At 63.6% G+C, this 19805-nt stretch carries 20 protein-coding genes; 11 read left to right on the forward strand and 9 right to left on the reverse strand.

Translation table 11 applies throughout. The annotated features are described in order from the left end of the window. Positions 1 to 3 precede the first annotated feature (3 nt). Positions 4 to 1035: a DUF2066 domain-containing protein gene (locus tag IF690_RS21710; protein ID WP_202697327.1), complete on the reverse strand. Its 1032-nt coding sequence runs from the start codon at positions 1033 to 1035 to the stop codon at positions 4 to 6. Positions 1036 to 1421: 386 nt separating this feature from the next. Here IF690_RS21710 and purM point away from each other — a divergent pair, with 386 nt between their 5' ends. The 4 genes from purM (at position 1422) to IF690_RS21730 (ending at position 4381) form a co-directional block, all read left to right on the forward strand. Beyond that, on the forward strand, positions 1422 to 2480 hold the full coding sequence (purM, locus tag IF690_RS21715; protein WP_009050270.1) for a phosphoribosylformylglycinamidine cyclo-ligase: 1059 nt from the start codon (positions 1422 to 1424) through the stop codon (positions 2478 to 2480). A gap of 11 nt (positions 2481 to 2491) precedes the next feature. Continuing rightward, positions 2492 to 3142, forward strand: coding sequence for a phosphoribosylglycinamide formyltransferase (gene purN, locus IF690_RS21720; RefSeq protein WP_202697328.1), 651 nt, complete (start codon positions 2492 to 2494; stop codon positions 3140 to 3142). Positions 3143 to 3150: 8 nt separating this feature from the next. Then, positions 3151 to 3864 (forward strand): DUF3108 domain-containing protein, encoded by a 714-nt coding sequence (locus IF690_RS21725; protein WP_202697329.1) that lies wholly within the window; start codon positions 3151 to 3153, stop codon positions 3862 to 3864. Between the two features lie 328 nt (positions 3865 to 4192). After that, entirely contained in the window at positions 4193 to 4381 is a 189-nt protein-coding gene (locus tag IF690_RS21730; RefSeq protein WP_025805664.1) for a hypothetical protein, read from the forward strand. 94 nt (positions 4382 to 4475) lie between these two features. Here the strand turns inward: IF690_RS21730 and IF690_RS21735 are convergent, their stop codons facing one another. The 7 genes from IF690_RS21735 to IF690_RS21765 all read right to left on the reverse strand — a co-directional run bounded on the left by IF690_RS21735 (position 4476) and on the right by IF690_RS21765 (position 12762). Next, positions 4476 to 5015 carry a DUF2058 domain-containing protein gene (locus IF690_RS21735; protein WP_202697330.1) on the reverse strand — a complete coding sequence of 180 codons (540 nt, stop codon included), beginning with the start codon at positions 5013 to 5015 and terminating at the stop codon, positions 4476 to 4478. 27 nt (positions 5016 to 5042) lie between these two features. After that, the gene (gene mazG / locus IF690_RS21740) at positions 5043 to 5876 is read right to left on the reverse strand and encodes a nucleoside triphosphate pyrophosphohydrolase (RefSeq protein ID WP_202697331.1); all 834 of its coding nucleotides are present in this window, start codon (positions 5874 to 5876) and stop codon (positions 5043 to 5045) included. Positions 5877 to 5941: 65 nt separating this feature from the next. Beyond that, complete coding sequence (relA, locus tag IF690_RS21745) at positions 5942 to 8185, reverse strand: GTP diphosphokinase (protein ID WP_202697332.1); 2244 nt, start codon at positions 8183 to 8185, stop codon at positions 5942 to 5944. Positions 8186 to 8305: 120 nt separating this feature from the next. Then, entirely contained in the window at positions 8306 to 9658 is a 1353-nt protein-coding gene (gene rlmD / locus IF690_RS21750) for a 23S rRNA (uracil(1939)-C(5))-methyltransferase RlmD (RefSeq protein ID WP_202697333.1), read from the reverse strand. Beyond that, positions 9658 to 10560, reverse strand: coding sequence for a cysteine synthase CysM (gene cysM, locus IF690_RS21755; protein ID WP_202697334.1), 903 nt, complete (start codon positions 10558 to 10560; stop codon positions 9658 to 9660). The genes rlmD and cysM overlap by 1 nt, the downstream gene beginning before the upstream one ends. 80 nt (positions 10561 to 10640) lie before the next feature. Continuing rightward, the gene (locus tag IF690_RS21760; protein ID WP_202697335.1) at positions 10641 to 12053 is read right to left on the reverse strand and encodes a sensor histidine kinase; all 1413 of its coding nucleotides are present in this window, start codon (positions 12051 to 12053) and stop codon (positions 10641 to 10643) included. Next, positions 12040 to 12762, reverse strand: a complete 723-nt coding sequence (locus tag IF690_RS21765) for a response regulator transcription factor (RefSeq protein WP_202697336.1) — start codon at positions 12760 to 12762, stop codon at positions 12040 to 12042. The genes IF690_RS21760 and IF690_RS21765 overlap by 14 nt, the downstream gene beginning before the upstream one ends. 216 nt (positions 12763 to 12978) lie before the next feature. On the opposite strand from IF690_RS21765, the gene IF690_RS21770 reads away from it, so the two are divergent. From IF690_RS21770 to IF690_RS21785, 4 genes are all read left to right on the forward strand, one after another. Next, positions 12979 to 15732, forward strand: coding sequence for a response regulator (locus tag IF690_RS21770; protein ID WP_202697337.1), 2754 nt, complete (start codon positions 12979 to 12981; stop codon positions 15730 to 15732). 66 nt (positions 15733 to 15798) lie between these two features. Continuing rightward, the gene (locus tag IF690_RS21775) at positions 15799 to 16788 is read left to right on the forward strand and encodes a 2-hydroxyacid dehydrogenase (protein WP_202697338.1); all 990 of its coding nucleotides are present in this window, start codon (positions 15799 to 15801) and stop codon (positions 16786 to 16788) included. 90 nt (positions 16789 to 16878) lie between these two features. Beyond that, positions 16879 to 17316 carry a hypothetical protein gene (locus IF690_RS21780; protein ID WP_202697339.1) on the forward strand — a complete coding sequence of 146 codons (438 nt, stop codon included), beginning with the start codon at positions 16879 to 16881 and terminating at the stop codon, positions 17314 to 17316. Continuing rightward, the gene (locus IF690_RS21785; protein ID WP_023966598.1) at positions 17313 to 17717 is read left to right on the forward strand and encodes an META domain-containing protein; all 405 of its coding nucleotides are present in this window, start codon (positions 17313 to 17315) and stop codon (positions 17715 to 17717) included. The genes IF690_RS21780 and IF690_RS21785 overlap by 4 nt, the downstream gene beginning before the upstream one ends. A 111-nt stretch (positions 17718 to 17828) precedes the next feature. Here IF690_RS21785 and IF690_RS21790 read toward each other — a convergent pair whose 3' ends face one another. After that, positions 17829 to 18293 carry a TlpA disulfide reductase family protein gene (locus tag IF690_RS21790; RefSeq protein WP_007931800.1) on the reverse strand — a complete coding sequence of 155 codons (465 nt, stop codon included), beginning with the start codon at positions 18291 to 18293 and terminating at the stop codon, positions 17829 to 17831. Between the two features lie 128 nt (positions 18294 to 18421). On the opposite strand from IF690_RS21790, the gene arsC reads away from it, so the two are divergent. Genes arsC through IF690_RS21805 form a run of 3 tightly spaced genes read left to right on the forward strand, consistent with a single transcriptional unit; the run spans position 18422 to position 19795 of the window. Next, positions 18422 to 18775: an arsenate reductase (glutaredoxin) gene (gene arsC / locus IF690_RS21795; RefSeq protein ID WP_202697340.1), complete on the forward strand. Its 354-nt coding sequence runs from the start codon at positions 18422 to 18424 to the stop codon at positions 18773 to 18775. Beyond that, a complete protein-coding gene (gene wrbA, locus IF690_RS21800; protein WP_202697341.1) occupies positions 18772 to 19377 on the forward strand; it encodes an NAD(P)H:quinone oxidoreductase in 606 nt (201 codons plus the stop codon). Before arsC ends, wrbA begins: the two co-directional genes overlap by 4 nt. Beyond that, a complete protein-coding gene (locus IF690_RS21805) occupies positions 19370 to 19795 on the forward strand; it encodes a DUF2069 domain-containing protein (protein WP_023966603.1) in 426 nt (141 codons plus the stop codon). The genes wrbA and IF690_RS21805 overlap by 8 nt, the downstream gene beginning before the upstream one ends. Positions 19796 to 19805 lie beyond the last annotated feature (10 nt).

Genomic DNA, 19805 nt, shown 5'->3' on the forward strand with positions numbered 1-19805 from the left:
AACCTACCAGCGAAAACGCAGCTGCACGGCCGGCGCAGGCGCAGGCGTCGCACCTTCGACCGTCGGCTGGACAGGCGCAGCATCCGCCGGGACTTCTTGCAACCGAGCCAGGCTCAGTTGCGCACGCAATTGCTCGGCGCTGCCGCTGACCCGGTACACAGAACGATCGCCATCGACACGCTGCAAACGCCCGCCGAAGGGTTCGAGCAAACGGCCCAACGCTGCGTAGCGCTCCAGGTTCATGCCCTGCACTTCCAGCAACTGCTCGCCGGATGCGCCCGGCTTGACCACGAAGCGCGGCGCCAGGCGCTGGCTGACCGCCAACAACACAGCATCGGCCAAAGCCGGTACATCGGCTCCCTGGACGCTGCCCTGCTCCTTCTGGTCACCCAGCCACAGGCGCCATTTGGCCTGCCACTGACCACCCTCTTCACTGGCATGCACCGCCAGCAGGGCGTCCGCGCCGTAACGCTCCGACGCGGCACGTAATGGCGCCGGATCAGAACCTTCGAGATTCGGAGCCGTGGCGACAATCTGCTCATTCAGGTCAGCCAGCGGCAAACGCAGCGGCAAGCCGCGATGCAGGGCCGCACGGCGCAACGGCGCGGCACTGGCCTGGCCGTCGCCGACCAGGCTAGAACCTTCGCTGGAGTCGGTGAGCCACCAGCCGAGAATCGATGGGCGATTGCTGCCCCACAGTGACAGGCCGGCCTGGCGCAGCGCCCGATCGGTGCTGGCCGGATCGAAATCGACCTGCAGGCTTTCGGGAGGGCCAGCGTCGTAGCCGTACTGGCTGATGATCTGCTGCGGGTCCTTGCGGATGGCCGCCAGCCCCGGGTTCTGCAGGGCCTTGCTATCGCCAGTCAGGCGCAGCACCAGGGTTTCCAGGGCCCGCTGGGTGGCCTGATCGCGCTCGCCAGGGGTCTGGCTGCTGACCGGTTCGCGGACCTGATACAGGTTATTGAGGGTTTCGGCATGGCTCGCCAGGCTGATCAATGACAAACAGCCCACAAAAAGAAATTTGCACAAACGCATGGAGGATTCCCGACGACAAAAGGCGGCTGGAACGGACCGCATGAACAGGATTGACCCAGGCTGTGACCACAAAGCCCAGGCAAACATTCACCCGATCGATGGAAGTTTTCGTGCTGTCATAACGGCAGCGGGTACAAGGCTATACCTTATACAGCCCTGAGCGACGCGATCGACACGCACAATTGCGGTTTTTTTTAAGCGGATATGCCCTGCCCGTCGGCCCGAGGATGGCCGCTACACCTCAAGCCTGATAAAATCGCGCGCCTTCGCAGACCGGCAACAGCCGGGGTCGCTGAAATGATTGCGCGGCATTGCCGCCGCGACTGTTTCAATGGCCTCCCTGGGCTCGGTCGATACCCCCTGAATCCCCCCTAAAGGCCTGGATCATGAGCAAGCAACCCTCCCTGAGCTACAAAGACGCCGGTGTAGACATCGACGCCGGTGAAGCATTGGTCGAACGCATCAAGAGCGTCGCCAAGCGCACTGCGCGCCCGGAAGTCATGGGCGGCCTGGGCGGTTTCGGCGCCCTCTGCGAAATCCCGGCCGGCTACAAGCAGCCAGTACTGGTCTCCGGTACCGACGGCGTGGGTACCAAGCTGCGCCTGGCACTGAACCTGAACAAGCACGACAGCATCGGCCAGGACCTGGTCGCCATGTGCGTCAACGACCTGGTGGTGTGCGGCGCCGAGCCGCTGTTCTTCCTCGACTACTACGCCACCGGCAAGCTCAACGTCGACGTGGCCGCCACCGTGGTCACCGGCATCGGTGCCGGCTGCGAACTGGCTGGCTGCTCCCTGGTTGGCGGTGAAACCGCTGAAATGCCAGGCATGTACGAAGGCGAAGACTACGACCTGGCCGGCTTCTGCGTCGGTGTCGTGGAAAAAGCCGAAATCATCGACGGCTCGAAAGTGGCCACCGGCGACGCCCTGCTCGCCCTGCCGTCTTCCGGCCCGCACTCCAACGGCTACTCGCTGATCCGCAAGATCATCGAAGTCTCCGGTGCCGACATCGAAACCGTCCAGCTCGACGGCAAGCCGCTGACCGAACTGCTGATGGCCCCGACCCGTATCTACGTCAAGCCACTGCTCAAGCTGATCAAGGACACTGGCGCGGTCAAGGCCATGGCCCACATCACCGGTGGTGGCCTGCTGGACAACATCCCGCGCGTTCTGCCAAAAGGCGCCCAGGCCGTGGTCGACGTGGCCAGCTGGCAGCGCCCGGCGGTATTCGACTGGCTGCAAGAGAAAGGCAACGTCGAAGAACACGAAATGCACCGCGTGCTGAACTGCGGCGTGGGCATGGTGATCTGCGTGGCTCAGGAGCATGTTGAAAGCGCCCTGAATGTCCTGCGCGAAGCCGGCGAGCAGCCCTGGGTCATTGGTCAGATCGCTAGCGCCGCCGAAGGCGCTGCCCAGGTCGAGCTGAAAAACCTCAAGGCACATTGATGCAAGAGCCGATGCCAGCCACCTGTGATGTAGTGGTGCTGTTGTCCGGCACCGGCAGCAACTTGCAGGCCCTGATCGACAGTGCCCGGGGCGACGACAGCCCGGTGCGCATCCGCGCGGTGATTTCCAACCGCGCCGATGCCTATGGCCTGCAACGCGCCCAGGACGCGGGTATCGATACCCGCTCCCTCGATCACAAGGCATTCGAAGGCCGCGAGGCCTTCGATGCCGCACTGATCGAACTGATCGACGCCTTCCAGCCCAAGCTCGTGGTGCTTGCCGGATTCATGCGCATTCTCAGCGCAGACTTCGTTCGGCACTATCAGGGTCGCCTGCTCAATATCCATCCTTCGCTGCTACCCAAATACAAAGGGTTACACACTCATCAGCGAGCACTGGAGGCCGGAGACACCGAGCACGGCTGCAGTGTGCACTTTGTGACAGAGGAACTCGATGGCGGGCCACTGGTCGTACAGGCAGTGATCCCGGTAGAGTTGCACGACTCGCCGCAAAGCCTGGCGCAGCGGGTCCACGTCCAGGAACACCGGATTTACCCGATGGCCGTACGCTGGTTTGCCGAAGGTCGACTCACACTCGGCGAACAGGGTGCTTTACTGGATGGTCAGTTACTGGCCGCCAGTGGCCACTTGATTCGTAATTAGGAGATTTTATGCGTCGCGCCCTGCTCTTCGCTTGTGCTCTGCTCGCCCTGCCCTTCGCGCAGGCTGCGGACCTTCAACCCTTCTCCGCCAGCTATACCGCCGACTGGAAACAGCTGCCGATGAGCGGCACCGCCGAACGCAGCCTGGAAAAGAGAGGCAACGGCACCTGGAAGCTGAGCTTCAAGGCCTCGATGATGATCGCCAGCCTGACTGAAGAAAGCACCCTGACGCTCGACAAGGACACCCTGCTGCCGCAGTCCTATCACTTCGAGCGCGGCGGCCTGGGCAAAGCCAAGAAAGCCGACCTGGACTTCGACTGGAACACCAAGATGGTCACCGGCACCGATCGTGGCGATGCGGTCAAGATCCCGCTCAATCGCGGCATGGTCGACAAATCCACCTACCAGCTCGCCCTGCAGCACGATGTGGCCGCCGGCAAGAAAAGCATGAGCTATCAGGTCGTCGATGATGGCGAAGTCGATACTTATGACTTCCGCGTCCTGGGTTCGGAAAAAGTCGACACCAAGGCCGGCCAGATCGACGCGATCAAGGTCGAGCGCGTGCGCGACCCGACACAAAGCAAACGCATCACCGTCATGTGGTTCGCCAAGGATTGGGATTACCTGCTGGTTCGCCTGCAACAGGTCGAAACCGACGGCAAGGAGTACAACATCATGCTCCTGAACGGCACCGTCAACGGCAAGACCGTCAAAGGCAGCTAAGCCAAACGACAATGAAAAGCCCCGCCGATGCGGGGCTTTTTTTCGCCCGATGTTTCTATTTAACCGCTAAAGCCCAGCCCTCCTGGCAACCTGGCAGGCTCGCTTGCCGGGCAAAAGCGCTCAGCACAACAACCGCCCAACATGAAACTTTTGTCATGAAACTCCGCCCCCTGCGACCGAATGCCACAGTTTCCGTGGCCTGTGGGACTGTTTCGAAATCTGCAAAAGATTGTTGCATTTGAAAGCAATTTACTTAGCCAGCTAACAAAATATATAACGGAGTCCTGCACACGCCTTGCTGCAGATCAATAGAGATTGGAGCTAGCAGATGACTGTAAAAGTAACTGAACGCGACGATTCACACATGTCCCATGAAGGCGTAGCCGCAGGTGTACGGATCTGGGACGTGCATCAACAAGACATGCTGGTGGGAATGTTTCATTCCGAGAGCGATGCCCATAATTACAAGGCCGAACTGGAGAAGCTGGAGCAGAATCGCGCACCGCAAAGCTCCTGACCTCACAATGACTGCCGCGGCTGCCGCCACGCATCGGTAGCCGCTTCAGAAACAACAAACCCCGCTCATGGCGGGGTTTGTTGTTTCTGCGGGCTTACCACATCAGATCGTCAGGGATCTGGTAGGCCGCGTACGGATCGTCCTCGTCCGGCGCCTCGGTCGGCGTGTTGAGCTGAACGATGCGCCGTGGGTCGCGCTCCTGGATCTTCAGCGCGGCTTCACGCGGGATGACTTCATAACCGCCGGCATGATGCACGATAGCCAGCGAGCCGCTGCTCAGCTTGTTGCGCATCAGGGGGTTCACCGACAGGCGCTTGACCTTCTTGTCGTCGACGAAGTTGTAGTAGTCCTCGGTGGTCAGTTTCGGCAGGCGCGACACTTCGATCAGTTGCTTGATCTGCGCGGCACGGGCCTTCTGCTCGGCCTTCTCCTGCTGCTGACGGTTGAGTTCCTGGTCGCGCTTGACCTTTTCGGCCATGGCTTCCTGGGCCGCACGCTGCTGGGAATCATCCAGTTCGATCTGGCCTTTGTGGGCCAGGCGTTGCTGCTTCTGTTTCTCTTTGCTGACCTGCTTGGCCTGCTTTTGGTTGACCAGCCCTGCTTTGAGCAACTGGTCGCGAAGGGAAAGGCTCATTGGTGCTCACTCACTTAGGCAACAGCCTCAGCCACAGCTGGGCAAATTCTTTTCCTGACGTTTGGCTTCGCCCCACAAGGCGTCCAACTCTTCGAGGGTGCAATCTTCCATGGGTCGACGGGTATCGCGCAATGCCTGCTCGATAAATCGAAAGCGCCGCTCGAACTTGGCATTGGCGCCACGCAAGGTGGTTTCCGGATCGACCTGCAGATGCCGGGCCAGGTTGACCACGGCGAACAGCAGGTCGCCCACCTCGTCGGCGATCGCCTGCGGGTCATTCTCGGACATGGCTTCGAGCACTTCATCGAGTTCTTCGCGGATCTTGTCCACCACCGGCAAGGCGTCCGGCCAGTCAAAACCGACCTGGGCCGCGCGCTTTTGCAACTTGGCCGAGCGGGACAGGGCCGGCAGCGCCGCCGGTACATCGTCGAGCAAGGACAACTGCAAAGGCTGCGCCGACTTCTCGGCACGCTCCTCGGCCTTGATCTCTTCCCAGCGCTGCTTGACCTGCTCTTCGTCCAGCCGCGGGGTATCCAGCGGCGCGTACAGATCCCCGGTAGGGAATACATGGGGGTGGCGACGGATCAGCTTGCGGGTGATGCTGTCGACCACGCCATCGAACTCGAAACGCCCCTCCTCCCGTGCCAGTTGGCTGTAATACACCACCTGGAACAGCAGATCGCCCAACTCGCCCTGCAAATGCTCGAAATCGCCCCGCTCGATGGCATCGGCCACTTCGTAGGCTTCTTCCAGGGTGTGGGGAACGATGGTGGCGTAGGTCTGCTTGATATCCCAAGGGCAGCCGTACTGCGGGTCCCGCAGCCGCGCCATCAGGTGCAACAGGTCTTCAAGGCTGTACATCGGCAACTCTCGTTAGCGCCCCCTGCGGGAGCAAGCCAGCTTGCTCCCGCAGTGTCGGGCCTTCCTCAAGGGGTACGGTTACGGCGGGTCTCGATGATGTTCGGCAACTGGGAAATACGCCCCAGCAACCGCCCCAACGCGTCCAGCCCCGGAATCTCGATGGTCAGGGACATCAACGCAGTGTTGTCCTCCTTGTTCGAGCGGGTGTTGACCGCCAGCACGTTGATCCGTTCGTTGAGCAGCACCTGGGACACGTCACGCAGCAGGCCGGAGCGGTCGTAGGCGCGAATGATGATGTCCACCGGGTAGGTCTGCACCGGCACCGGGCCCCAGCTGACCTGGATGATCCGCTCCGGCTCGCGGCCGGCCAGTTGCAGCACCGAGGCACAGTCCTGACGGTGAATGCTCACCCCGCGGCCCTGGGTGATGTAACCGACGATCGCATCCCCCGGCAGCGGCTGGCAGCAGCCGGCCATCTGGGTCAGCAGGTTGCCGACACCCTGGATCTGGATGTCGCCGCGCTTGCCCGGCTTGTAGCCGGTGGCCTTGCGCGGGATCAACTCCAGCTGTTCGTTGCCACGCTCCGGCTCCACCAACTGCTGCGCCAGGTTGACCAGTTGCGCCAGGCGCAGGTCGCCCGCGCCCAGGGCGGCGAACATGTCCTCGGCGGTTTTCATGTTGGCCTTGTCGGCCAGCTTGTCGAAATCCACCTGCGGCAGGTCGAGGCGACCGAGTTCGCGCTCGAGCAGGGTCTTGCCCGCCGCCACGTTCTGATCGCGTGCCTGCAGCTTGAACCAGTGGACGATCTTCGCCCGCGCCCGCGAGGTGGTGACATACCCCAGGTTCGGGTTCAGCCAGTCGCGGCTTGGCGTGCCGTGCTTGCTGGTGATGATCTCGACCTGCTCGCCGGTCTGCAGGCTGTAGTTGAGCGGCACGATGCGCCCGTTGATCTTCGCGCCCCGGCAGTTGTGACCGATCTCGGTGTGCACGCGGTAGGCGAAGTCCAGCGGCGTCGCGCCTTTCGGCAAGTCGATGGCGTGACCGTCGGGGGTGAAGATGTAGACCCGGTCCGGCTCGATATCCACCCGCAGTTGCTCGGCCAGGCCGCCGATATCCCCCAGTTCCTCATGCCACTCGAGCACCTGGCGCAGCCAGGAGATTTTCTCTTCGTAGTGGTTGGAGCCGGACTTGACGTCGGTGCCCTTGTAGCGCCAGTGGGCGCAGACCCCCAGCTCGGCCTCTTCGTGCATCGCGTGGGTACGGATCTGCACTTCCAGGACCTTGCCCTCAGGGCCGATGACCGCCGTGTGCAGCGAGCGGTAACCGTTCTCCTTGGGGTTGGCGATGTAGTCGTCGAACTCTTTCGGAATGTGTCGCCACAGGGTGTGGACGATCCCCAGCGCGGTGTAGCAGTCGCGCATTTCCGGGACCAGCACGCGCACCGCGCGCACGTCGTAGATCTGGCTGAACTCCAGGCCCTTGCGCTGCATTTTGCGCCAGATCGAATAGATGTGTTTGGCCCGGCCGCTGATGTCGGCGTCGACGCCGGTGGCCCGCAGTTCGTTCTGCAGCTGGTTCATCACATCGGAGATGAAGCGCTCACGATCGAGGCGCCGCTCGTGCAGCAACTTGGCGATCTGCTTGTACTGCTCAGGCTCCAGGTAGCGGAAGGACAGGTCCTCCAGCTCCCATTTGATATGGCCGATACCGAGGCGATGCGCCAGCGGTGCGTAGATGTCGAAGACTTCCCGGGCGACCCGGTTGCGCTTCTCGTCGTCGGCGTTTTTCACCGCGCGAATCGCGCAGGTCCGCTCGGCCAGCTTGATCAGTGCCACACGCACGTCATCGACCATCGCCACCAGCATCTTGCGCAGGTTTTCCACCTGGGCCTGGGTGCCGAGCACGAGGGATTGGCGGGGGCTGAGGCTGGCGCTGATCGCCGCCATGCGCAGCACGCCGTCGATCAGCTTGGCCACCACCGGGCCGAAGCGCTGGCTGACGGCCGGCAGCGGGATCTGGCCTTCACGGACGCCACGGTAGAGTACCGCGGCCACCAGCGAGTCCTGATCCAGCTTGAGGTCGGCGAGGATCTCCGCGATCTCGAGGCCAGTGCTGAAACTCGACATGTCTTCGCCGCTGGGATTCTTCGCGGCGATGTGTTGTAACTCGGCCTCACGAGCGAACTCGCAGGCTTCTTTCAAGGCTTCACGGTCCAGTGCCATGTCGACGCTGACCGCATGATCGAGCCACGCCTCGAGATTGATACTGCCGTCGGTGTTGATCGGCTGGTGCGCTCTCACCTGTACCATCTTGCTTTACCTTCCCTACGACGCACATTCAATGCGTCAAATCGCTGACCTTCACTGCCAGTATTTCCTCGCTGGGCCGGCGAGTGCTGCCTGGCGGGCCAACGGATTAGACGAGCCATCCTAGCTCGCTTCAAATAACGCCATGGCCTCGACATGTGCCGTCTGAGGAAACATATCGAGGATCCCGGCACGTTTTAACCGGTAGCCCTGCCTGACCAGTTCGACTGTGTCACGCGCCAGAGTGGCTGGGTTGCATGACACATAAACCAGGCGCTTGGCGCCCAGGCTCGCAAGCTTGCGTACCACCTCGAAAGCCCCGTCCCGAGGTGGGTCCAAGAGTACCGCAGAAAAGCCTTCGCGGGCCCACTCGGCATCGCTCAGGGGCTGCGATAAATCGGCCTGAAAAAACCGGGTGTTATGCAAATTGTTGCTAGCGGCATTCTCCGCGGCACGCGCGACCATGGTCGCCACCCCTTCGACCGCCACCACTTCCCGAACGTTCTGCGCCAGCGGCAGGGCAAAGTTGCCCAGGCCGCAAAACAGGTCCAGCACATGCTCATCGGCCTGCGGCGCCAGCCATTCCAGGGCCTGGGCCACCATCGCCTCGTTGACTCCGGCATTGACCTGGACAAAATCCCCCGGCCGATAAACCAGCTGCAGATTCCACGGTTCCAGGCGATAGCCCAGGGCCTGGCCCGGGTCCACCGGTTGCGGCTCGCCTTCACCGTGCAGCCACAGCTGGGCCTCATGGAACGCGCAGAACGCCCGGAGAATCTCCAGGTCGGCTGCGGACAACGGCGCCATATGGCGCAGCAGCACGGCAATCGCCGAACCGCTGAACAGCTCCACATGCCCCAGCGCCTGCGGTTTGCTCAAGCGCTGCAGCATCGCCGGCAAGCGGCTCATGATCGGCTGCAAGGGCTGTACCAGCACCGGGCATTCATCGATGGCGACTATGTCCTGGCTGCCGGCGGCGCGAAAACCCACTTCGAGATTTTTCGCCTTGGCGTCCCAGCGCACTGCGACCCGCGCCCGGCGCCGGTAGCCGAACTCCGGACCGCTCAAGGGCGCCGCCCACTCCTCTGGCTCGACACCGGCGACCCGCGACAGCTGCTCGGCGAGCATGCGCTGTTTCAGGGCAAGCTGTTCGTCATGGGGCAGATGTTGCACGCTGCAGCCACCACAACGGCCGGCATGGGCGCAAGGCGCCGGCCGGCGCAGATCGCTGGCGCCGAACACCCGCTCGGTACGGGCTTCCACCACTTTGCCATGGGCGCCCAATACTCGCGCCTCGACCTCTTCGCCCGCCAGTGCACCGACAACGAACCAGGTACGCCCCTCCAGGAAGGCGATGCCGCGGCCGTCGTTGGCCAGGCGCTCGATGGTCAGGCGCTGTTTTTTTCCAACGGGTATCTGCGCCGCCCGGCTCCCACCCGAAGGCTGGAAGCGCAGGCCTCTGACTGGCTTAGCCATCAGTTGGGCGCATCGAAGATGCCGGTCGACAGGTAACGGTCGCCACGGTCACAGATGATCGCGACAATCACCGCGTTTTCGACTTCGCGGGACAAGCGCAACATCGCCGCCACCGCACCACCCGACGACACGCCGCAGAAGATGCCTTCTTCGCGGGCCAGGCGCCGGGTCACCTCTTCGGCTTCGCTCTGCGCCATGTCGACGATGCGATCGACGCGAGTAGCCTGGTAGATCTTCGGCAGGTATTCCTGCGGCCAGCGGCGAATGCCGGGAATGGCCGAGCCTTCCATCGGTTGCAGGCCGATGATCTGCACGTTCGGGTTCTGTTCCTTCAGATAACGCGAGGTGCCCATGATGGTGCCGGTGGTGCCCATGGAGCTGACGAAATGGGTGATGGTGCCCTCGGTCTGCCGCCAGATTTCCGGGCCGGTGCCGGTGTAGTGCGCTTCCGGGTTATCCAGGTTGGCGAACTGGTCGAGCACCTTGCCGCGACCTTCGGCCTGCATCTTCTCGGCCAGGTCGCGCGCGCCCTCCATGCCCTCTTCCTGGCTGACCAGGATCAGCTCGGCGCCATAGGCGGTCATCGCCGCCTTGCGCTCGGCACTGGAGTTGTCGGGCATGATCAGGATCATCTTGTAGCCCTTGATCGCCGCGGCCATCGCCAGCGCAATCCCGGTGTTGCCCGAGGTCGCTTCGATCAGCGTATCGCCGGGGTGAATCTGCCCACGCAGCTCGGCGCGAGTGATCATCGACAGCGCCGGGCGGTCCTTGACCGAACCCGCCGGGTTATTACCCTCGAGCTTGAGCAGCAGGGTGTTGCTGGTGACGCCGGGCAGGCGCTGCAAACGGACCAGCGGGGTGTTGCCGACGCAATCGGCGATGGTGGGGTACTGCAAGGTCATGGCGTATTCGCAATCCGGACTGCGGGGGCGACTATCATACCGGCAAACGTTCGCAGGCCATATCACGCAAAGTGAGGGTCTTATGGCTTAACGATATAAGGCATCGAATCAGCTTCGCTCGAAGGCGCTTCCACCATAGCGGCGGCCCGCAGACGCATGTTCAAGCGCAGGCCACGCCCGGCATTTTCCGCCCATAGCTGGCCGCCCTGGCGCTGCACGGCGTTGCGCGCGATGCTCAACCCCAGGCCAAAACCGCCATTGCCCGGACGCGAGCCGTCGAGGCGGGTAAAGGGATCGAAGATCCGCTGCAGATCGGCGTCGGCCACGCCAGGCCCTTCATCCTCCAGCCATAGCAGCCAATGCTCGCCCTGGCGCTGGCCGTCCAGCAGCACGCGACCGCCCACGGGCGAATGGCGAATGGCATTGCGCAGGATGTTTTCCAGGGCCTGGGCCAGGGTATTGAGGTTGCCCCGGACCCAGCACGAGGCATCCAGCGCGCAGTGCAGTCGCGCGCTGGACCAGGCGCTTTCGAAGCAGGCGTTTTCCGTGAGCATTTCCCACAGGGCCTGGATCTGGATGTCTTCCTCGGCCAGCGGCGCCCGCTCGGTGTCGAGCCAGGCCAGTTGCAGGGTATCGTCCACCAGCCGCTGCATGCCATCGACTTCCCGCGTCAAGCGCTCGCGCAGTGCCGACAGGCTCTGCTCGCCGTCGCAAGCCACTCGCAGTCGGCTCAGGGGCGTACGCAATTCATGGGAAAGATCGCGCAGCAATTGCTGCTGCAAGGCCACGGTGCCCTGCAGGCGCTCGGACATCTGGTCGAACGCCCGGCCCAGCTCGCCCAGCTCATCCTGGCGACTAGTGGTCTGGCTCGACAGCCGCGCATTCAGTTGATCGGCGCGCCAGGCGTTGGCCTGTTCGCGCAGCTGGTTCAGCGGCACCACCAGCAGTCGATACAGCCCGACACACAGCAACAGGGTGAACAAGCCGGGAATCACCCCATTGGTCAGCACCCGCCAGAACACCCGGTAGCGCCCGGGCATGAAGCGCTGGGGCAGTTCGATCACCAGGCTGCCGGCAGACGGGTCGTTGGGAAATGGAAGCTTCAGCCAGGGCAAACCACGGGTATGGCGGCTGACTGGCCAATCCAGGCCGCGCAGGAACGTCAGGTGCTGGCTCTCGGTTTCGTTCAGCGGATCACTGCTCAGCGATTGCAGGTCGCGACCGATGACCCCGACCCAATGCCGTTCGCGCCCGGCCATGCCCTGCAACCAGGCATCGACCCCGGCGCTCTGCCCCTGGTTCCAGGCCTGTTCGGCTTCAGCGGCGTAGCCAGTCAGCGTGCCGCGAGCCTCGTCGGAGAGGAACAGATTCTTCTGCTCCATGTAGCGGCCCCAGGACCAGCTCAACCAGATCATCAACAAGCAGAACGCGACCAACAGAAAGGCCAGCTTCCAGAACAGCGAATGCCTGCCAGGCAGCTCAGGCCATTTCATCGATGGCGCTCAGCACATAGCCCTTGCCCCAGACCGTGCGCACTTGCCGCGCGACATAACCGACGGCCTTGAGTTTGCGGCGGATCTGGCTGATGTGCATGTCCAGGCTGCGATCATGGGGCGCGTACCCGCGCTGCAGCACATGTTGATAAAGGAAGGGTTTGCTCAGGACCTCGTCGCCGTTGCGGTTGAGCGTCTCCAGCAGGCGGTACTCGCTGCGGGTCAGCCCGGCCCACTGTTGCCCGTAAATCACGTCGCACAACTCGTCGTCGAAACGCAGCCCCTGGGCTTCCTGCCTGAGCGGCGCCGGGGCCGGCCGGCGATCCAGGGCCACGCGCCGCAGGATGGCTTCGATACGCACCCGCAGCTCGGCCATGCTGAAGGGCTTGGGCAGGTAGTCGTCGGCCCCCAGGCGAAAACCGCTGATGCGATCGGCCTCGGCCCCCAGCGCCGACATCAGCAGCACCGGCGTGGAATGGCTCTGGCGAAAATGCGTGAGCACCGTCAAACCGTCCATCCCGGGCAGCAGGATGTCCATCAGCACCACATCGAATGGCTGCTGGCAGGCCATCGCCAGCCCTTCCTGGCCGTTCTGGCACCAGGTGACATCAAACCCACAATGGCCCAATTGCTCATGCACATAGGCGCCGAGCACCAGGTCGTCTTCGATGCTCAGGATCCGGGGATGGCCGACAGATACGGGATTCATTAGCTTCTGCAAGTAATTCTCAGTTGGCGATTATTCAAGATTGCCCGCGGCCGGGCAACCGACACAGGTCGACAACGCGCCTGGCCCGGGACATCTGAGCGGTTCGACGGTTAATTTTGCGAAGATTGCGGCAAAGCAAATGGCTACACTGCGCAGGTGGTGCGCACCGGATGTGCGCAGGGTTCATTCAAGATGGCGTGTTAGCAGGAGAGTTGCGTGCTTAAGAAACTGGGGATCAAAGGCCGCGTGCTGTTGCTGACCTTGCTGCCAACCAGCCTGATGGCGTTGGTGCTGGGCGGTTATTTCACCTGGATGCAGCAGTCGGACCTGCATACCCAGCTTCTGCAACGCGGCGAAATGATCGCCGAGCAACTGGCGCCCCTGGTGGCACCCGCCCTGGCCCACAAGAACACCGCCCTGCTCGAACGCATCGCCACCCAGTCCCTGGAACAGCAGGACGTGCGCGCGGTGACCTTCCTCGCACCCGACCGCACGCCCCTGGCCCATGCCGGCCCGAGCATGCTCAACCAGGCGCCGACCGGTAACGGCAGCCAGATGCTGCAACGTACCGGCAGCGACGCCACCCGCTACCTGCTGCCGGTGTTCGGCCGCCACCGCAACCTGGCCGGCGACCTGATTCCCGACGAGTCCGACCGCCTGCTTGGCTGGGTCGAGCTGGAACTGTCCCATAACAGCATGTTGCTGCGCGGCTACCGCAGCCTGTTCGCCAGCCTGCTGCTGATTACCGCCGGGTTGATCGGCACCGGCCTGCTGGCGCTGCGCATGGGGCGCACCATCAACAACCCGCTGAGCCAGATCAAACAGGCCGTCACCCAACTCAAGGACGGCAACCTGGAAACCCGCCTGCCCTTGCTCGGCAGCCAGGAGCTGGACGAACTGGCCTCGGGCATCAACCGCATGGCCGGCACCCTGCAGAACGCCCAGGAAGAACTGCAACACAGCATCGACCAGGCCACCGAGGACGTCCGGCAAAACCTGGAGACCATCGAGATCCAGAACATCGAACTGGACCTGGCGCGCAAGGAGGCCCTGGAGGCCAGCCGGATCAAGTCGGAATTCCTGGCCAACATGAGTCACGAGATCCGTACACCGCTCAACGGCATCCTCGGCTTCACCCACCTGTTGCAGAAAAGCGAGCTGACCCCGCGCCAGCTGGATTACCTGGGCACCATCGAAAAGTCCGCCGACAGCCTGCTGGGGATCATCAACGAAATTCTCGACTTCTCGAAAATCGAAGCCGGCAAGCTGGTGCTCGACAGCATTCCGTTCAACCTGCGCGACCTGTTGCAGGACACCCTGACCATCCTTGCCCCGGCCGCCCACGCCAAGCAGCTGGAACTGGTCAGCCTGGTGTATCGCGATACGCCGCTGTCGCTGGTGGGCGACCCGCTGCGCCTCAAGCAGATCCTCACCAACCTGGTGAGCAACGCCATCAAGTTCACTCGCGAAGGCACCATCGTTGCCCGCGCCATGCTCGAAGAAGAACACGAAGACAGCGTGCAACTGCGCATCAGTATTCAGGACACCGGTATCGGCCTGTCGAACCAGGACGTGCGCGCCCTGTTCCAGGCCTTCAGCCAGGCCGACAACTCGCTGTCGCGGCAACCTGGTGGTACTGGCCTGGGGCTGGTGATCTCCAAGCGCCTGATCGAACAGATGGGCGGCGAGATCGGTGTCGACAGTACGCCCGGCGAAGGTTCGGAGTTCTGGATCAGCCTGCGCCTGCCGAAAACCCGCGACGACGCCGAAGACCTGCCCGCACCGCCGCTGCTCGGCAGGCGGGTCGCGGTACTGGAGAACCATGAACTGGCGCGCCAGGCCCTGCAGCATCAACTCGAGGACTGCGGCCTGGAAGTGACGCCGTTCAATACCCTGGAAGCCCTGACCAACGGGGTGACCGGGGTGCACCAAACTGAGCAGGCGATCGACCTGGCGGTCCTCGGTATCACCGCCAACGACATGCCGCCGGAACGCCTCAACCAGCACATCTGGGACCTCGAACACCTGGGTTGCAAAGTGCTGGTGCTGTGCCCGACCACCGAACAGACGCTGTTCCACCTGTCGGTGCCCAACCCTCACAGCCAGTTGCAGGCCAAACCGGCCTGCACCCGCAAACTGCGGCGCGCCCTGGCCGATCTGGTCAACCCCAAGGCGGTGCGCAGCGAGCCGAGCGAACCGATCGCCAGTCGCCCGCCACGGGTGCTGTGTGTCGATGACAACCCGGCCAACCTGCTGCTGGTGCAGACCCTACTCGAGGACATGGGCGCCAAGGTGCTCGCGGTCGACAGCGGCTACGCGGCGGTCAAGGCGGTGCAGAACGAATCCTTCGACCTGGTGATGATGGACGTGCAGATGCCCGGCATGGACGGTCGCCAGAGCACCGAGGCGATTCGCCAGTGGGAAAGCGAACGCAACTGCACGCCGCTGCCGGTGATCGCCCTCACCGCCCACGCCATGGCCAACGAAAAACGCGCGCTGCTGCAAAGCGGCATGGACGACTACCTGACCAAGCCCATCAGTGAGCGGCAGCTGGCTCAGGTGGTGCTGAAGTGGACCGGTCTGGCCCTGCGCAACCAGGGTCCGGAACGCATGGGCGAACCGTCCGGCAATGGCCTCGAGCTGCAAGTGCTGGATCATGAGGAAGGTTTGCGCCTGGCCGCCGGCAAGGCGGACCTGGCCGCCGACATGCTGGCGATGCTCCTGGCCTCGCTGGAGGCCGATCGTGAAGCGATTCGCGCCGCCCGTGCCGCCAACGACCACAATGCCCTGATCGAACGGGTCCACCGTCTGCACGGGGCGACCCGCTACTGTGGAGTGCCGCAGTTACGCGCCGCCTGCCAGCGCAGCGAAACCCTGCTCAAGCAGGAAGACATCAAGGCCTTCGCCGCCCTCGACGAACTCGAGCGGGCGATCAACCGCCTGGCCACGGAGGCCCGCATCAACGCCTGACTCAGGGCAACGACACGCTTGTCCCAAAGGTGCATGCTGGGAGCAACCTCCCACAAGGACGACGCCATGCGCACGATTCTCTTCAGCAGCCAGAACCATGACCGCGACAGCTTCCTCGGCGCCGAGCGGCCGCCGGGCCTCGAGCTACAGTTCCAGGCTGCGCGCCTGAGCCTGGACACCGCGGCCCTGGCGGAGCACCACGAGGTGGTCTGCGCCTTTATCAACGACGACCTGAGCGCCCCGGTGCTGGAACAGCTGGCCGCCGGCGGCACGCGCCTGATCGCGCTGCGCTCAGCCGGCTACAACCATGTCGACCTGGCCGCGGCCAAGCGCCTGGGCCTGAGCGTGGTCCGGGTCCCGGCCTACTCGCCCCATGCCGTGGCCGAGCATGCCGTGGCCCTGATCCTGGCGCTGAACCGTCGCCTGCACCGCGCCTATAACCGCACCCGCGAAGGCGACTTCAGCCTGCACGGCCTGACCGGTTTCGACCTGGTGGGGAAAACCGTCGGCATCGTCGGCACCGGGCAGATCGGCGCCACCTTCGCCCGGATCATGGCCGGCTTCGGCTGCCAGTTACTGGCCCACGATCCCTTCCCCAACCCGCACGTCGAAGCCCTGGGCGCGCGTTACCTGAGCCTGCCGGAACTGCTGGCCCAGGCGCAGATCATCAGCCTGCACTGCCCACTCACCGCCGACAGCAAACACCTGATCAACCACCAGAGCCTGGCCCGGATGCAGCCGGGGGCGATGCTGATCAACACCGGCCGCGGCGGCCTGGTGGATACCCCGGCGCTGATCGAAGCCCTGAAGAACGGCCAGCTGGGCTACCTGGGGCTGGATGTCTACGAAGAGGAAGCGCAACTGTTCTTCGAAGACCGCTCCGACCTGCCATTGCAGGACGACGTGCTGGCGCGGCTGCTGACCTTCCCCAACGTGATAGTCACCGCCCACCAGGCCTTCCTCACCCGCGAAGCCCTGGCGGCGATCGCCGATACCACCTTGCATAACATCGCCGCCTGGGCCGCCGGTGCGCCCTGCAACCGGGTGGAAGGCTGAGTCGACGGACCGGCGGTAAGCGAAGGTCATCTGCCTGCAACCTGAGATATCAGGGTGCGTGCTAGCATACGCGCCAGATTTGGAGGACCCATGGTCGAACACGATTTCCGCTACAGCCTGATGAACCCGCAACACACCCTGATCGAATGCCGCGCCCTGGTGCCCGGCCGCTATCAGGTCACCGGCAACGGTGGATCCATCCGCAACGACGACGTGCTGATTGTCACCCTCAAGGGCAGCAAGGACCTGTCGATGCGCCTGACGGTGGAAACCGTGCGACACCTGATCAACCCGGTCGGCCAGTGGGTCGCCGTGGCCCGTGGTCCGGTGTTCGGCGAGCTGGCGATCCATCAGTGGCAGGTCAACTGCGACGGCTGTGCGGCCGAGCTGAGCTTCGAGTTCGCAGTGGATGCCAAGCTGGGCAGCAAGGCGCAAAAGCCCGCGGCCAGCGCGCGGATCGCCGAGCTGGGCTGGATCAGCGAAGGGGAAAGACACCTCTGCCCGAAATGCCAGCGAGCCGCCCAATGAAACGCCTGGCGTTGACTGCCGCGTTCGGCGCCGGCCTGCTGGGTTGCGCCGCGGAGCCGGTGAAACTGCAGCAGGATCGCAGCTATATCCTGGAGTGGATCGGCGAGCGTCCGTTGATCGATTACAGCCACCTGACCATCACCCTCGGTGAAGACGGTCGCGCCTACGGCAACGGTGGCTGCAACCACTGGTTCGCGCCCTACACCCTGGACGGCGACAAGCTCAGCTTCGGCAAGGTCGGCAGCACCCGCAAGATGTGCGCGCCCGCCCTGATGGAGCAGGAGCGACGCTTCCTGCAGGCGCTGGAAACCGTCCAGCGCTGGGACATTTCCCCGATCGAGCAAGTGCGCTTCTGGCCGGCCGAAGGCAAGCCGTTGCGCTGGTGGCTCGAGGAAGGCTGACCCCCTCTGTAGCCGCTGCCGCAGGCTGCAATCGGCCTGCAAGGCCGTTGCGATCTCGGGATCGCTGAAGGTCCTGCGGACCTTATCGCAGCCTGCGGCAGCGGCTACGGATCAATGCCCGCGCAAGGCTTCCAGCTTTGCCATCACGCCCGCCGCGGTCTGTTCGCCCATCAGTTGCTCACGCACCTTGCCCTGGTCATCGATGATGTAGGTCACCGGCAACCCTTCGCTGCGTGGCAGGTCGAAAATCTCCGCCGGGTTCTGCGCCAGCACGGTGAACTTGATGCCCAGTTTTTCGCTGGCGCTTTTCAGTTCTTCGCCCTGGACGTTATCGAAATTGACCCCCAGCACACTCACCGGCTGGCCCTTGAGCCCTTCGGCCAACGCATTGAGCTCGGGAATCTCGGTGCGGCACGGCCCACACCATTCGGCCCAGTAATTGAGTACCAGCCACTGCTTGTCCACGCGCTCGGCGGCGACTTTCCGGCCATATTGATCGACCCCGTAATCGTTACCGCAGCCGCTCAGCAACAAGGTGCCGATGATCGCCAATGCCGCTGCCAGTTGCCTTGCCATGCCTTGATCCTTGTATTGAAAAAAACCGTCAAACCCGCTTTCTCGTGCGACCCATCGCCTAGCAAGGTTCAGGACTGCCCGCCGCACAGGTAGAATAGCCGCCACCTTACGCAAGATGCGACCCGCCCATGACCGATCTGATGCTTTATCACAACCCGCGCTGCTCGAAATCCCGCGGTGCGCTGGAACTGCTGGAAGCCCGTGGCCTGACCCCGACCGTGGTCCGCTACCTGGAAACCCCGCTCGATGCCGCCCAGTTGCAAAGCCTGCTGGGCAAGCTCGGGATCGGCGCCCGCCAGCTGCTGCGCACCGGCGAAGACGAGTACAAGACCCTCAACCTGGCCGACACCAGCCTGAGCGAAGCACAGCTGATCGCCGCCATCGCCGCACACCCGAAACTCATGGAGCGGCCGATTCTCGAAGTCGGCGACAAGGCCATCATCGGCCGGCCGCCGGAGAATGTGCTGGAGATCCTGCCTTGAGTACGCCGTACATCCTGGTTCTCTACTACAGCCGCAACGGCTCGACCACCGAGATGGCCCGGCAGATCGCCCGGGGCATCGAACAAGGTGGCATGGAGGCGCGTCTGCGCACCGTGCCGGCGATTTCCGCCGACTGCGAGGCCGTGGCCCCGAGCATCCCGAAAGACGGCGCGCTGTACGCCAGCCTCGATGACCTTAAGCACTGCTCCGGCCTGGCTTTGGGCAGCCCGACCCGTTTCGGCAACATGGCCGCGCCGCTGAAGTACTTCCTCGACGGCACCAGCAACCTGTGGCTGACCGGCGCCCTGGTGGGCAAGCCGGCCGGGGTATTCACCTCCACCGCCAGCCTGCACGGCGGCCAGGAAACCACCCTGCTGTCGATGATGCTGCCGCTGCTGCACCACGGCATGCTGATCACCGGCCTGCCCTACAGCGAGTCGGCCCTGCTGGAAACCCGTGGCGGCGGCACGCCTTACGGTGCCAGCCATCACGCCGGCGCCGATGGCAAGAGCCCGCTGAACGAGCACGAGGTCGCCCTCTGCCGCGCCCTGGGCCTGCGCCTGGCCAAGACTGCCCTGCAACTGGAGAGCGGCCGTGGCTAAAAAGCCAAAGATCCTGCCGGCCATCGAATGGCTGGAGCCGCGCGTACGCATCACCCGGGTGCTGAGCCTGATCTGCTTTTTCGGCCTGGTCGGCCTGCTCTGCGGCTACTACCTGTTCGTCGCCGACCTGCACGGCGCCCGGCCCTGGGTGATCCTGCTGATCGAACTGGTACCGCTGCTGCTGATGGCGCCGGGCATGCTGGTGGGCAGCGCGCGCGGGCATTCCTGGATGTGCTTTGTGGTGAACCTGTATTTCATCAAGGGCGCGCTGGCCGCCTACGATCCGAACCGGCAACTGTTCGGCATCCTGGAGATGCTCGCCAGCCTGGCGGTGTTCTGCTCGGCCCTGCTCTACGTGCGCTGGCGCTTCCAGCTCAACCGCAAGCTGGCGGGCGAAGGCGAGGTCGGTACCGCCTGACGGCGGTGAT

Source organism: Pseudomonas sp. SK3(2021), from assembly GCF_016772375.1.
GTDB classification, from domain to species: domain Bacteria; phylum Pseudomonadota; class Gammaproteobacteria; order Pseudomonadales; family Pseudomonadaceae; genus Aquipseudomonas; species Aquipseudomonas chlororaphis_I.

Excerpts from the sequence above, each read along its gene's own strand:
- IF690_RS21710 (WP_202697327.1), bottom strand. The coding sequence starts at position 1,035 with ATGCGTTTGTGCAAATTTCTTTTTGTGGGCTGTTTGTCATTGATCAGC.
- purM (WP_009050270.1), top strand. The coding sequence starts at position 1,422 with ATGAGCAAGCAACCCTCCCTGAGCTACAAAGACGCCGGTGTAGACATC.
- purN (WP_202697328.1), top strand. The coding sequence starts at position 2,492 with ATGCCAGCCACCTGTGATGTAGTGGTGCTGTTGTCCGGCACCGGCAGC.
- IF690_RS21725 (WP_202697329.1), top strand. The coding sequence starts at position 3,151 with ATGCGTCGCGCCCTGCTCTTCGCTTGTGCTCTGCTCGCCCTGCCCTTC.
- IF690_RS21730 (WP_025805664.1), top strand. The coding sequence starts at position 4,193 with ATGACTGTAAAAGTAACTGAACGCGACGATTCACACATGTCCCATGAA.
- IF690_RS21735 (WP_202697330.1), bottom strand. The coding sequence starts at position 5,015 with ATGAGCCTTTCCCTTCGCGACCAGTTGCTCAAAGCAGGGCTGGTCAAC.
- mazG (WP_202697331.1), bottom strand. The coding sequence starts at position 5,876 with ATGTACAGCCTTGAAGACCTGTTGCACCTGATGGCGCGGCTGCGGGAC.
- relA (WP_202697332.1), bottom strand. The coding sequence starts at position 8,185 with ATGGTACAGGTGAGAGCGCACCAGCCGATCAACACCGACGGCAGTATC.
- rlmD (WP_202697333.1), bottom strand. The coding sequence starts at position 9,658 with ATGGCTAAGCCAGTCAGAGGCCTGCGCTTCCAGCCTTCGGGTGGGAGC.
- cysM (WP_202697334.1), bottom strand. The coding sequence starts at position 10,560 with ATGACCTTGCAGTACCCCACCATCGCCGATTGCGTCGGCAACACCCCG.
- IF690_RS21760 (WP_202697335.1), bottom strand. The coding sequence starts at position 12,053 with ATGAAATGGCCTGAGCTGCCTGGCAGGCATTCGCTGTTCTGGAAGCTG.
- IF690_RS21765 (WP_202697336.1), bottom strand. The coding sequence starts at position 12,762 with ATGAATCCCGTATCTGTCGGCCATCCCCGGATCCTGAGCATCGAAGAC.
- IF690_RS21775 (WP_202697338.1), top strand. The coding sequence starts at position 15,799 with ATGCGCACGATTCTCTTCAGCAGCCAGAACCATGACCGCGACAGCTTC.
- IF690_RS21780 (WP_202697339.1), top strand. The coding sequence starts at position 16,879 with ATGGTCGAACACGATTTCCGCTACAGCCTGATGAACCCGCAACACACC.
- IF690_RS21785 (WP_023966598.1), top strand. The coding sequence starts at position 17,313 with ATGAAACGCCTGGCGTTGACTGCCGCGTTCGGCGCCGGCCTGCTGGGT.
- IF690_RS21790 (WP_007931800.1), bottom strand. The coding sequence starts at position 18,293 with ATGGCAAGGCAACTGGCAGCGGCATTGGCGATCATCGGCACCTTGTTG.
- arsC (WP_202697340.1), top strand. The coding sequence starts at position 18,422 with ATGACCGATCTGATGCTTTATCACAACCCGCGCTGCTCGAAATCCCGC.